This is a genomic window from Lentibacillus kimchii (assembly GCF_055381965.1).
Map to the genome: position 1 here is coordinate 1,752,294 of NZ_AP043934.1, position 12,333 is coordinate 1,764,626.

The 12,333-nt window shown below is 43.7% G+C and carries 15 protein-coding genes and 1 other annotated feature; all 15 genes read right to left on the bottom strand.

The window, feature by feature from the left end:
- Positions 1-12: 12 nt before the first annotated feature.
- Positions 13-1,290, bottom strand: a complete 1,278-nt coding sequence (obgE, locus tag ACZ444_RS09435) for a GTPase ObgE (RefSeq protein ID WP_382360696.1) — start codon at positions 1,288-1,290, stop codon at positions 13-15.
- Between the two features lie 12 nt (positions 1,291-1,302).
- On the bottom strand, positions 1,303-1,827 hold the full coding sequence (locus ACZ444_RS09440) for a Spo0B domain-containing protein (RefSeq protein ID WP_382360693.1): 525 nt from the start codon (positions 1,825-1,827) through the stop codon (positions 1,303-1,305).
- A gap of 106 nt (positions 1,828-1,933) precedes the next feature.
- Positions 1,934-2,224, bottom strand: coding sequence for a 50S ribosomal protein L27 (gene rpmA, locus ACZ444_RS09445; RefSeq protein WP_382360690.1), 291 nt, complete (start codon positions 2,222-2,224; stop codon positions 1,934-1,936).
- 1 nt (position 2,225) lies between these two features.
- On the bottom strand, positions 2,226-2,567 hold the full coding sequence (locus ACZ444_RS09450; protein ID WP_382360687.1) for a ribosomal-processing cysteine protease Prp: 342 nt from the start codon (positions 2,565-2,567) through the stop codon (positions 2,226-2,228).
- 61 nt (positions 2,568-2,628) lie between these two features.
- Positions 2,629-2,937 (bottom strand): 50S ribosomal protein L21, encoded by a 309-nt coding sequence (rplU, locus tag ACZ444_RS09455; protein WP_382360685.1) that lies wholly within the window; start codon positions 2,935-2,937, stop codon positions 2,629-2,631.
- 12 nt (positions 2,938-2,949) lie between these two features.
- Positions 2,950-3,034 (bottom strand) — a sequence feature (ribosomal protein L21 leader region).
- Between the two features lie 72 nt (positions 3,035-3,106).
- Complete coding sequence (locus ACZ444_RS09460) at positions 3,107-3,970, bottom strand: site-2 protease family protein (RefSeq protein WP_382360682.1); 864 nt, start codon at positions 3,968-3,970, stop codon at positions 3,107-3,109.
- Positions 3,957-4,721, bottom strand: a complete 765-nt coding sequence (locus ACZ444_RS09465; RefSeq protein WP_382360679.1) for a peptidoglycan DD-metalloendopeptidase family protein — start codon at positions 4,719-4,721, stop codon at positions 3,957-3,959. Before ACZ444_RS09465 ends, ACZ444_RS09460 begins: the two co-directional genes overlap by 14 nt.
- Positions 4,722-4,821: 100 nt before the next feature.
- Positions 4,822-5,619 (bottom strand): septum site-determining protein MinD, encoded by a 798-nt coding sequence (gene minD / locus ACZ444_RS09470; protein ID WP_382360676.1) that lies wholly within the window; start codon positions 5,617-5,619, stop codon positions 4,822-4,824.
- Complete coding sequence (gene minC, locus ACZ444_RS09475; protein ID WP_382360673.1) at positions 5,612-6,298, bottom strand: septum site-determining protein MinC; 687 nt, start codon at positions 6,296-6,298, stop codon at positions 5,612-5,614. The genes minD and minC overlap by 8 nt, the downstream gene beginning before the upstream one ends.
- Positions 6,299-6,340: 42 nt before the next feature.
- Positions 6,341-6,880, bottom strand: a complete 540-nt coding sequence (gene mreD / locus ACZ444_RS09480) for a rod shape-determining protein MreD (protein WP_382360670.1) — start codon at positions 6,878-6,880, stop codon at positions 6,341-6,343.
- A complete protein-coding gene (gene mreC, locus ACZ444_RS09485; RefSeq protein WP_382360667.1) occupies positions 6,877-7,758 on the bottom strand; it encodes a rod shape-determining protein MreC in 882 nt (293 codons plus the stop codon). The genes mreD and mreC overlap by 4 nt, the downstream gene beginning before the upstream one ends.
- Positions 7,759-7,770: 12 nt before the next feature.
- Positions 7,771-8,808, bottom strand: coding sequence for a rod shape-determining protein (locus ACZ444_RS09490; protein ID WP_382360664.1), 1,038 nt, complete (start codon positions 8,806-8,808; stop codon positions 7,771-7,773).
- Between the two features lie 218 nt (positions 8,809-9,026).
- Positions 9,027-9,716: a RadC family protein gene (radC, locus tag ACZ444_RS09495; protein WP_382360661.1), complete on the bottom strand. Its 690-nt coding sequence runs from the start codon at positions 9,714-9,716 to the stop codon at positions 9,027-9,029.
- Positions 9,717-9,897: 181 nt separating this feature from the next.
- Positions 9,898-10,824 (bottom strand): hypothetical protein, encoded by a 927-nt coding sequence (locus tag ACZ444_RS09500; RefSeq protein ID WP_382360659.1) that lies wholly within the window; start codon positions 10,822-10,824, stop codon positions 9,898-9,900.
- A gap of 153 nt (positions 10,825-10,977) precedes the next feature.
- The gene (locus tag ACZ444_RS09505) at positions 10,978-12,273 is read right to left on the bottom strand and encodes a bifunctional folylpolyglutamate synthase/dihydrofolate synthase (protein ID WP_382360656.1); all 1,296 of its coding nucleotides are present in this window, start codon (positions 12,271-12,273) and stop codon (positions 10,978-10,980) included.
- Between the last annotated feature and the right edge of the window lie 60 nt (positions 12,274-12,333).

Consider the following 12,333-nt stretch of genomic DNA (forward strand, 5'->3'; position numbering starts at 1 on the left):
CAAATCGAATGGTTACTCAATAAATTCAAATTCATAATCCAGCAGCCGGATAATATCACCATCTTCAGCTCCTTGTTTGCGCAGTGCATCATCCACACCCATGCCGCGCAGCTGCCGGGAAAATCGCTGTACGCCTTCATCTTTTGTGAAATCTGTCATTTTGAATAATTTTTCAAGTCTGCCACCTGACAGCACAAAAGCACCATCCGAATCACGGGTGATCTCAAATGGTGTCTCCTCAGGCTCGAAGCGGTACACAACTTGTTTTTCCGAATTAACAGCATTCGTTTCTTTTGGAATACGGTCCAGCAGATCAGCTGTTGCAAATATGACATCCCGAATACCCGTTTTCGTTAATGCCGAAATGGGATAAATGGGCGTATCGTTCGTTAATTTAGCTTTAAAAGCCTGCAGATTCTCTTCTGCTCCAGGCATGTCTATTTTATTAGCAGCAATGATCTGTGGCCGTTCCATTAGTGATGAATCATAGGCTTTCAATTCCTTGTTGATGGTAACAAAATCATCATATGGGTCCCGTCCTTCACTGCTGGCCATATCAATGACATGCACGATGACACGTGTTCGTTCAACATGCCGCAAAAATTGCTCACCAAGTCCCACACCTTCGTGCGCACCTTCAATCAACCCAGGCAGATCAGCTACGACAAAACTTCGGTGATCGCCGGTATCCGTCACCCCAAGATTAGGAGAAAGCGTCGTGAAATGATAATCAGCCGTTTTGGGTTTGGCAGCACTAATGACTGACAGGAGTGTTGATTTACCCGCACTTGGGAACCCGACAAGACCAACATCCGCGAGTAATTTCAATTCAACTCGAATACGACGTTCATATACCGGTTCACCATTCTCAGAAAGTTCCGGAGCAGGATTCTTTGATGAGACAAATCGGCTATTTCCACGACCGCCGCGACCGCCTTTAGCGATAAGTGCCTGCTGTCCTTCTTCAGTCAAGTCAGCCAGCACTTCATTTGTATTCTCATCAATAAGGGTTGTGCCTGGAGGGACGGCGACCATTAAAGGATCTGCATTCCGGCCATGCTTATTTTTGCTCATGCCATCTTCACCGCGTTTGGCTTTATAATGACGGTTGTAACGAAAATCCATAAGTGTGTTCAATCCTTCATCAACTTGAAACATAACATCACCGCCGTTACCGCCGTCCCCGCCAGCTGGACCGCCTTTAGGCACATACTTTTCCCGCCGGTAACCGACCATTCCATCTCCGCCATCACCGGCTTTAACATAGATACTTACTTGATCAACAAACATGTTTCTTCCACCTCATTCATACGGAATTGTCACGATATATTTCATACTGTTTTTCTCCTGATAGACGGTGATAAGCTTATCTCTATCTTCCAGGTTCTGTATTGACACATTTGGCGGCAAATAACCACTGACAGTAAAGGCCAGCTCGATAATGTCATCCGAGACATGGTCTAATTGCATCGTTAAATCATAGACGTCCAGGTTATTTGTCGTCCTTTCGATTTTGGCCATGACTTCCTCACTGCGTTCTGCAAGCAGCTGATCCACTGTTCGCAAATCAGCGTTCTCCATACCGATACGATAAGCTAAGTGAAAGCGTGGATGTAATATCATCAATTGCAGGATATATAAACTAAATGCTGGTGCATTTAAATTAATCAGTTTGCTTTCCTCCTGCAAATCTGTCAGATAATCCTTTAATTTATGCTGCAATTTATCTGTTTTTCCCATACTTGCATACCCATCGATGACTTGTAAATGATTCATTAAATCATGACGGTAATGACGGAACAGCTCGATAACATCGTCGTCCCCCATGCTTTTCCCCTCCCGAATAATAAGCAAAGTATAGCAAACAATGACATATGATAGCAAAAGAACCCCAGCCAAAGACTGGCTGGGGTTCTTTTGCTGATTCAGCAGCTTATGCTTCTTGAGCCGCTGGGTGCACATTAACACGTTTACGATGACGGCCCATACGTTCAAATTGAACGACACCGTCAATTTTGGAAAACAATGTGTCATCACCGCCGCGGCCAACATTTAAGCCCGGATAGACTTTCGTACCGCGCTGACGGTAAAGAATAGAACCGCCATTAACAAATTGACCATCGGCACGTTTAGCACCAAGGTATTTTGGGTGTGAATCACGTCCGTTCTTCGTGCTTCCGGCACCTTTTTTCTGGGAAAAGAATTGCAAATCCAAACGCAGCATACTACAGCACCTCCTCATGTTCTGTAATTCGTATAAATGTGTTGTAATCCCGTTCAATCGTTCTCAGGGAGACAAGCATACCCTCAAGCAAGAGCTGGACTTTGTTCATAACGTCCTCTGATAGGCCGGAAGGGACTGTCACCCGGAGAAATCCGCCATCTGAGTCCTGTTCAATCGCCAGCTCTGTACCAGCTATTGTCATGACCGCATTAATTGAACCAAATGAGACAGCTGAAACGCCTGCGCATACGAGGTCATAGCCATACGGTCCGCTTTCGGCATGACCTGACATTTCAAATTGACTAATCCGACTGTCCTGCCGGTCTATTGTGACTTGGATCATATGATTACCCTCTTAAGATGTTACAAGCTGCGTAACGTCCAGCACACTTATATCATTTGCTTTACGCATTGATTTTATCTATCGTCAACTTAGTATAAGGCTGACGATGACCTTGTTTGCGATGATAATTGTTCTTGGGCTTATAAGTGAATACATTGATTTTTTTCTGACGGCCATGTTTTGCAACTTTTGCCGTAACAGTTGCCCCATCAACATATGGAGCTCCGACTTTCACATCATCTCCGCCAACAAACAGAACTTTATCAAACGTAACCGATTCTTCGGCGTCAGCCGCTACCTTTTCGACATAAACTTCCTGTCCTTCAGTAACCTTAATCTGTTTGCCGCCTGTTTCGATAACAGCGTACATAGTTGCACCTCCTAATATCCTAAGACTCGCCATACAGGCCCTCCGTTAAAAAATCAACGGATGTTAACCAGCCTGTTCTGAGCGGTTGTAGCACTGGTGCTACGTAATCTAGCATATAAATATTACCATGATCCAAATTTGCTTGTCAATGTTTGATTATCTCTACATATCAGGATACATGACTGACAAGCTCACCGATCGTTTTCTGATGCTGGCGGTCATGAAAGTAGTAGTGCAGACATTCCATTTCATGAAATGACCGCCGGCTGCCTCCGGGAAATGTCACATAGATGGTATGTGTCTTGTCACGGCGAAACGTGTTAAAAACATCCAGAAGCCTGTAATCACAAGGGACTTCAACCGACTGAACCCGTTTAAAATAGACTCTGCCCTGATAACGCTGCAACAAAAATCGGATAAATACATAATAACGCTGTTTCCAATCATTTCGGTTTTCAACTGCCAAAAACAAAAATAACATAAAGGCACTGAACGTAAATGGAACTGCAAACAATAAGACAGGCACTAAGGCCGCATTACACAATAACGAAAACAAAATGACGGCATTGTATGCATAACGATATGGGTGATATTCTGAGAATAACAACAGTAACAATTTGCCCCCATCCAGCGGCCAGACAGGCAGCAGATTAAACACCAAAATGACTGTATTATAAAAATAAGCTGTTTCAATAACAGGCTGAAATTCCCCCTGGCTGTTTGACAGAAGAAATAACAGCAAATAAATAAAACCATGCTGCAGCGGACCCGAAAGTGTCACAATAACTTCTTCATGGACTGGCCTTGTTCCTTGTTCATCTGTATCCATCACGCCGCCAAATACCCATAGTGTGACACCGCGCACCCGCCATCCAAACCATTTTGCTGCCGTAAAATGCCCCAGTTCATGTATTAATACAATAGACACTATCGTCATCAGTTCAACAAACGTTCCTGTCAAAAACGAGATGAGGATAAAGATTAATAGAATGGGATGGATTCGGACTGGCGGCAGCCATTTATGGCGTGTCATCAACTTGGATCACCTGAACAGGATCAACATATGCATCACCTTGTTCAATAGCAAAATACACGTTTTGGCTATCATCATCCGGGCTGAATGTTCCAAGGCTTTGACCGCTGTCAATAAATTGATATAAGTGAACATCAATCGAACTTAAAAGGCCGTACACCGTTTCACTGTTATCCGGGTGCTGAACAACAACCGTTTTGTTCGTATCGCGGTCATTCCCCGCAAAAGTGACGACACCACTCTGCAGTGCTGAAACATCCGTTTCTTTCTCAGGTGCAAGCATAACGCCTGTTCCATTTGCCTGAAACGATTCCGAAACACTCCCATTGACCGGTAAAGCTTGTCCGCTATCACCCTTATTAGCTGATTGTGAAGATAAAGCCATTGGTTCACCAAACGTTTCCTGATACCACTGATTAACGCGAGCGAATGGGAATTCATTTGTCAATGCCGTTTCAGTCCATTCTTTAGTCCCGGATAGCACATCTGAATCCGTCTGTAATAACAGGGCAGCCGCAAAGAAAAGCATCACAGATAACATACCTTTAATGACCATGCCAGACAGCCGCCTGCTTGTCTTGCCGCCCGGAAACGTCTGCTTTGTTACAACAGGAGGAAACCCGTGCTTTTCTTCCTCCTGCGGCATAGAAGATGGCGTGATCTGTTTTGACGATGCAGACCCGGATGTTAAGTCGCGCATTCTTTTCCGCTGATTAATGGACTTTCTGATTTTATTGACACCTTTACTCATATTGGCTCACAACCCTTATAATACTTTGATAAAAGTGTATGAGCCATATGCTGACATTATGACATATAAGGCTATTATCAAAACGCACATGCTTCACATATTACGAACGAATTCCAAAGAACTTTTTCACCTTCTGCACCATTCCTTTTTCTTCTTCCAATGATTGCAGCGGAACTGTTTCGCCCAATATTCGCCGTGCGATATTGCGATAGGATGTAGAAGCCCTGGAATGACTCTGAAGTGCTATCGGTTCACCGTTATTGGAAGCTTTAATAACCTCATCATCATCAATAACAATACCAAGCAGGTCAATTGAAAGAATCTGGATAATATCGTCAATATCCAGCATGTCACCATTTTTCATCATATGATTGCGGATCCGGTTAATCACAAGCTTTGGTGATTCGATTGCCTCGTTTTCCAGCAGTCCAATAATACGATCAGCATCCCGGACACTGGATTTTTCGGGCGTGGTTATCGCAATAGCTTTATCTGCCCCGGCAATTGCATTTTGAAATCCCTGTTCAATACCTGCTGGACAATCAATAATAATATAGTCATAGGTTAATTTTAATTCTTCTATAATGCTTGTCATGCCTTCCATCGTAACAGCTGTTTTGTCGCTTGTCTGAGCTGCGGGTAAAAGTGTTAAATCATCAAATCGCTTATCTTTAATTAGAGCTTGCCCAAGTTTACAGCGTTCTTCAATGACATCTACAATATCATAAATGATACGGTTTTCGAGCCCCATAATCACATCAAGGTTCCGCAGGCCAATATCTGTATCGATCAGGCAAACTTTTTTATCCATTAAGGCAAGCGACGTCCCAATATTGGCAGTGGTAGTCGTTTTGCCTACCCCGCCTTTACCGGACGTCACAACGATTGCTTCACCCATTCAGCATTCTCCTTTCAAACCCGCTGATATCTTTGCGTTTCTGGGAAAGAACATGCAGCCGGTCAATAACGATTTTATCCTCTTCATCATCAATCAGACCGCATTCCATATAAACACCTTCAGAATCATAGTCTGGTGCGCGGCTGATGTAATCCGCTATTCTGAGCTGGTTCGGCCTCATATAAGATGCAGCTATTACGGCATCCTGATCGCCGTTTGCTCCGGCATGCGCGATCCCAAGTAAATTTCCCATGATGAATACATTCCCGGTTGACGTAACTTTTCCGCCTGGATTGACATCTCCAATCAGCAGCAAGTCACCAGTGTTTTCCAGTACCTGACCGGATCGAACGATTCGATTAAGGATTTTTACATCACTTTCCTCTTTCCATGTTAAAGCCTCATCTTTATGTATAACATTCGAATCAAACGAATCAATTGTAAAACGTTTGTGATTGCCTATCAGCTCATGCAATTGCTGTTTTTGCTGGTCATTGACATACCGCTCACCCAGCTTAACAGTAACCGGGACGATCGGTTCATCCTGACGGGGATGATAGTCTGATAGTTTTGCTGCAAGCTCATCCATAACGTCATCAAATGATTCTCGATCATCAATAAATAATGTTAATCCGTCTTTTGTACCCTTGATAGTTATTGTTTGGTTCTTTTCAAGCACGCTTTGTTCACCTCAATATTTCACCTTAAAACTTGCGCATGATTAGAATCCGCTTTTTCCCGAAGAACGTTCTTTCTTCCACTTGGTTAGCGGGTTAACCGCAATCGGATAAGCGGCCAGTAAAAATACCATGTTGGCACCAACAGTCGGCAGAAGCCGTTTAATGACATAATCCCACCAGCTAATATCAGCCAGCGACGTAACAGAGAATATGACATTAATGAATATATCAGCCATCAGAAGGCCAGCTATAGCCAGGATGATGGTAACCACAAAATTGGCGTGCAGCAGTTTAATCAATCCATGCACCATATAAGCGCTCAAAGCATAGCTGAACATGTAAGGACCCAGCACACCGGTATACACGATATCTGTCATAAGTCCAAACAGCAGGCCATAAAAAACAGAAAAATAGGTGTCCTCCCTGTCATAAAAAATTGCTATGAGGATAATGAACACAAAATCCCAATGCGGAACAAAAATAAGGTCGCTCTTAATAAGAGAGACTGGCAGTATGTCCAAAGCAACACCTTCAACGGTAAGAAGGATAAATAGGATGAACGGAATCAGCAATCGCTTCATGATGATTCATCCTTCCCTTTTTCCTTCTGATCATCAGAGGCAGTCTGCTCGCGCTCGACAACAATCACATTGTCAATATCGTACATATCAGCAACAGGGTCAACAAAGGCCATACGTGTCAGTCCGTACTGATCAGGCTTGACTTCCTGGACCTCGCCGATAGGCAAACCTGATGGGAAAACGCCCCCCATGCCAGAAGAGTACACCTTTTCCCCTTCTTTTAAATCCTGATCAGATTCTTCAATAATTCGAAATAGCAAATGGCCTGCTTCTGTATCATAGCCCTCGATCATACCAAAGACATCATCACTGTCTTCTCTGGAAACAGTAGCCGATATACGATTATACTCGTCAAAGCCGGTTAAAAGTTTCACCGTTGAGGTAAATTTTGAGGGACTTTCAACTTTACCTACCATTCCCTCGGCTGTTATAACCGCCATATTTTCCTCAACACCATCTTGCTTCCCTTTATTAATTGTAATCTGATCGACCCATCGTTCAGGTGATCGGGCTATCACAGATGCCTGAACCGGGTTATATTTACGAATCGTTTCCGTTTTTTCCAATGTTTTCCTAAGTTGCTCATTTTCCTCTTTCAATTCCTGTGCATCATATTTCAAGCTTTCATACTCAGCAACTTTTTCGCGTAAAACTTTGTTTTCTTCATAAGTGTCTTGTATATCGCCAATATTTTTAAAGATACCTGCCACATAATCAATTGGTATATAGATGACATTCTGAACCCATCCAGCTGCATCATTAATAAATTGTTCAGCTGTTGTCTTCTCCCGGTCCTGTAATGAATAACCGATCAATGCAACAAGTACAATAATCCCGATTAATAAAATAAACAGTCTTCTTCTGCGCAGAAATTTCATGATAACACCCGCTTACTCGACTGGACGAGACGATACATTCGGGCGGGAGCGGAAACGCTGAATGTATTCCAGAGATTTACCTGTCCCGATGACCACACTCTCCAGTGCCTCTTCTGCAACGAAGACAGGCATTTGTGTTTCCTCGCTGATAACTTTATCCAGATTCTTTAAAAGGGAACCTCCGCCAGTAAGAACGATTCCACGGTCAACAATGTCAGCAGCCAGTTCCGGCGGCGTCTTTTCGAGTGTCTGCTTAACGGCCTGAGTAATTCCAGCGACCGTGTCCTCTAAAGACGCGGCCACTTCCCTTGAAGTCAACGTGATGGTCTTTGGCAAGCCAGTAAGCAAATCACGTCCCCGAATATCCATATCTACGTTTTCCAGCTCTTCACCCGCTGCACCTATATCCATTTTAATAGATTCGGCTGACCGTTCACCAATCATCAAACTGTATTCTTTACGAATATAGTTTGTAATGGCCTCATCCATGTTATCCCCAGCCGTACGGATAGAACGGCTTGTTACGATACCGCCCAGTGAAATAACCGCTACTTCTGTTGTTCCACCGCCAATATCGACAATCATGCTTCCCATTGGTTCCCATACAGGCAAGCCCACTCCTATAGCTGCAGCAAATGGTTCTGCAATCGGAAAAGCCTCTTTAGCACCGGCCTGTTTAGTTGCGTCAATAACAGCACGCTCCTCAACCATCGTAATACCTGAAGGGACACATATCATAACATTTGGCTTCCGCGCAAAAAGTGACCTTTTCCGCATCGCTTGCTTAATAAAATACGTCATCATAACAGCTGTCGTATCATAATCAGCAATGACGCCGTCCTTCATCGGGCGGACTACTGAAATACTGCCGGGAGTCCGGCCTATCATGTGCTTAGCTGACTCTCCAACTGCTTGGATGTCACCTGTTTGGACATTTGTGGCAACAACTGTCGGCTCCTTGACGACAACACCCTGCCCCTTAACAAAAACAAGCGTGTTGGCCGTCCCCAAGTCTACTCCTAAGTCCTGTGACAAACTGAATTTCCCCAAAACGAATCTTCCTTTCCCGCAGCTGATTCATTGATGTCTCACCATATTATTCGACCATTCCATAAGCAGTTATTTTACCATACAGCATGGAAGCGATCAGCCATCCGATATGTACTGTAAAAATACACTGAGCGCCAATTTCAATCCTGCATCTGAAACTGGCGCAACATTAAACGTCCCTTTAATTATACGAAAAAAATAATAAAATAGATAGTGTTTTATAAGTATCCTTTTTCTTTTAATGAAATAAATTTTCGATCACCAATAATTAAATGATCCAAAAGTTCGATACCGATCATTTTACCTGAATCCACTAAACGCCTGGTTACGTGAATATCCTCTTGAGAAGGTGCCGGATCGCCGGAGGGGTGATTATGTGCGCATACAATTGAAGCAGCTGACCGTTTAACAGCTTCACGGTAAATTTCACGTGGATGGACAATGGAGGCATTGAGACTTCCAATAAAAATGGTTTGCCTGTGAATGATTTGATTTTTAGTGTTTAAGAATAACGTGACAAAATGTTCCTGATTCAAATGCCGCATTTCTTCCATGACGTAATCAGCACCGTCTTCCGGTGAATGAATAACATACAGCTCATCCGGTCTGTATTGGTGCAGGCGCCTGCCCAGTTCGAGAGCTGACAAAAGCAAAACACCTTTAGCAGTGCCGATGCCTTTTATTGCCGTTAATTCTTCAATCGTAGCATCCTGTAATAGACGGATGCCCTCAAAATGCATCAAAATCCGATTGGCTAAGATCATGACAGATTCGTCTTTCGTACCGCTGCCAATCAAGATCGCAAGCAGTTCCTGATTAGACAGGTGGTCTGGTCCAAACGTTAACAACCGTTCACGAGGGCGATCCTCTTTTGGCACATCTTTTAACATAATGGTCGGTAAGTTCATCAGCAATCCTCCTATACAAATATATCTTTAGCATATATGTTTTGGATCTGGTGGACAAACACACAAGAATTGCTTTCCACGAACAGAAGCCCATCCATTATTCAAAAATGTGCCAGATAAAATCACCAAGTGTATCCTGCTCAGCCTGTTAAAACATAAAATTACATCTGACACCTTATTGTCAGTGCAGGATTTGATTCCCTTTTTGCCACAGGCTTAAAAGTATTTGCTGATCGTGCCATTCATCTCCTTCACCCATGCGTGGCTGCTGATCTGTCAAAGACGCTGTAAGTTCAGACAATTGATCTGTATCTGCAGGGACAGCATTGACAACTTCTGACCACGCTTTTTTAGAGATAGACTCACCTGCGCTCACTTGTTTAAGTGATGCCTGCCATTGCTCTGTGAATGTTTGCAGCCATTTTTTGTCAGATTGTGCCAATTCTTTTTCTACAGATGCTGTTTTCCATTTTTTAACGTAAACTGTCATGTCGTTGTCGTCCAGTTCACTTGCCATTTTTTCAGTTTTTTGAGCTGAGCCGGCAATGCCTGATAACACAAAAAAGAATCCATCTTTTTCCCAGACAACGCCTGGATAACCTGCTGCACGATACGCGTCCGCTTTGCTGCGGGCATTAGACTGGTCACTGAATTTGCCAGCCTGCAGAACGAAAGCCGACTCAGGCTGGACAGAGGAACCAGTTGTACCTTGCCCCTCCGAATCAGCTTGAGCTGTACCGTCTCCTTTTTCATCGGCACCAGCTGCAGAAGGACGATTGCTTTCATGGCCGTTCATGTCCGCATTGATGTCGACAAACATATTCAATAGAAAAAAACCTAATAGAGAGCCAATCACAATCGCTGAAAACGCTGCAAGGAAAAAGGGTTTAAGGTCTTTAACTTTTGAGTTGCGGGTAAAAGCACTGCCAGTATGTCTACTCGTTTGATCTTGTTCAGTTGTCTTGACGATCTCAGTATCGTCGACTGCAGCAGCATGTTCATCACTGGAATCTTTCTGGTCGCGCTTTTTAGTCGGGGCTTTATCGTTTTGTGTCTGCTTGATCTTTTTACCGTTTATCCAAATATCAACTTTGTTAGTTTTACGCACATATCTCCCTCCCCTCCATATATGCCAGTTTGTCCAACTTTAGCATATGGACGGTTCAAATTAAGGCGAAACGTGTCTTCCTATCAGAAAAACTTTCAGCATCATTCAACATAATAAGCTATTTAAAGCGCTTCACATAACTGCTCCTGTTTTTCATTCAGGACAAGGACCATCATGCATATACGCTCGAACCATTCCTATGAACTGCATGGACCCGGTTATACAGCAGCAGTCATTCTCCCTGGCAGAAGACATATCCCTGATAGCCTTTCGCCAGTCCTGCACGGCTTGTTGAGCCTGATGATGACTGTTGTTCTGAAGCTGTTCAAGGCTGGCAGCCCGTGGATGATCAAATGTTGTCAGGGTTACTGATGAAAAGTACGGTTCCAGTTCGTCCAGCATATTTTTTAAATCTTTATCATGAAATGCGGCAAAAATCAGATGTTTATCTGCGTCAGCATAATGATACTGTAAAGCAGTGGTGAAAGCCCGCACGCCACCCAGATTATGGGCGCCATCCAGAATGATTGCTGGTCTGGTATGCATTTGTTCAAACCGGCCGGGTATACGGGTCTCAGCTAACCCACGGGCGCTCACCTGCATGTCCAGCTGAAAACCGATATCTTTAAGCAATACAAGAGCCATGACAGCCAGTGACGCATTGTTTATCTGATAAACACCAGCTGTCGGCAGTGTTATCTCCAATTGGTCACCCGCGTTTGACAGCCAGTTAAAGGCCAGCTCTGATCCATTACTGTTAGCGGTTTTGTAATGAAACGCCTCATCTGCTAAATACAGCGGAGCATTTTGGGAAGAAGCCTCCTGTTCAATAACAGAACGTGCATCCTGGTTCATTTCCCCGGCAATAATCGGCTTATTCCCTTTAATAATCCCAGCCTTGTGCCAGGCAATCGCGTCCAGTGTCTTACCCAAAAATGCCGTATGATCCCAGGATACGTTTGTTATAATGGACAGAAGAGGCATGAAGCAATTGGTCGTATCCGCCCGCCCCCCCATACCGGCTTCTATTAATGCGATATCCGTCGTGTCGGCAAAATATAAAAACGCCATAGCAGTTATGATTTCAAACTCCGTTGGATGATGATTAACAGCATCAAGCCTTTCCACGACAGGATAAATTATATTAGCATAGTATACAAAAGCCGTTTCTGGTATGCTGGTATCATTAAGCGTTATATGACCTGTATAGCCTGTTAGACTGGGAGACTGAAACGCACCAACATGAAAACCATTTGCCATTAGAGCTTTTTTTAAATAATGAACTGTGGATCCTTTTCCGTTTGTGCCGGCAATGTGGATGGCCTGTATGTTATTTTCCGGGTCGCCGAGTAAGTACAGCAGCTTATTAATCCGCTCCAGACCAGGTTTCACACCATATTGCCGCCGTTTTTGCAGAAACTGTTCCACTTGCTGATACTGGTCAAACATACGAACACCTCTCTTCGTTTAAGTCAGGTGCAGTTTCAAACAACATCATTATAGCAGTAG

Bases quoted from the DNA above. Each gene is read 5' to 3' on its own strand.
- ACZ444_RS09450 (WP_382360687.1), bottom strand. From the start codon at position 2,567: ATGATCCAAGTCACAATAGACCGGCAGGACAGTCGGATTAGTCAATTT.
- obgE (WP_382360696.1), bottom strand. From the start codon at position 1,290: ATGTTTGTTGATCAAGTAAGTATCTATGTTAAAGCCGGTGATGGCGGA.
- mreD (WP_382360670.1), bottom strand. From the start codon at position 6,880: ATGAAGCGATTGCTGATTCCGTTCATCCTATTTATCCTTCTTACCGTT.
- ACZ444_RS09440 (WP_382360693.1), bottom strand. From the start codon at position 1,827: ATGGGGGACGACGATGTTATCGAGCTGTTCCGTCATTACCGTCATGAT.
- rpmA (WP_382360690.1), bottom strand. From the start codon at position 2,224: ATGCTGCGTTTGGATTTGCAATTCTTTTCCCAGAAAAAAGGTGCCGGA.
- radC (WP_382360661.1), bottom strand. From the start codon at position 9,716: ATGAACTTACCGACCATTATGTTAAAAGATGTGCCAAAAGAGGATCGC.
- minD (WP_382360676.1), bottom strand. From the start codon at position 5,619: ATGGGTGAAGCAATCGTTGTGACGTCCGGTAAAGGCGGGGTAGGCAAA.
- ACZ444_RS09505 (WP_382360656.1), bottom strand. From the start codon at position 12,273: ATGTTTGACCAGTATCAGCAAGTGGAACAGTTTCTGCAAAAACGGCGG.
- mreC (WP_382360667.1), bottom strand. From the start codon at position 7,758: ATGAAATTTCTGCGCAGAAGAAGACTGTTTATTTTATTAATCGGGATT.
- ACZ444_RS09465 (WP_382360679.1), bottom strand. From the start codon at position 4,721: ATGAGTAAAGGTGTCAATAAAATCAGAAAGTCCATTAATCAGCGGAAA.
- rplU (WP_382360685.1), bottom strand. From the start codon at position 2,937: ATGTACGCTGTTATCGAAACAGGCGGCAAACAGATTAAGGTTACTGAA.
- ACZ444_RS09460 (WP_382360682.1), bottom strand. From the start codon at position 3,970: ATGACACGCCATAAATGGCTGCCGCCAGTCCGAATCCATCCCATTCTA.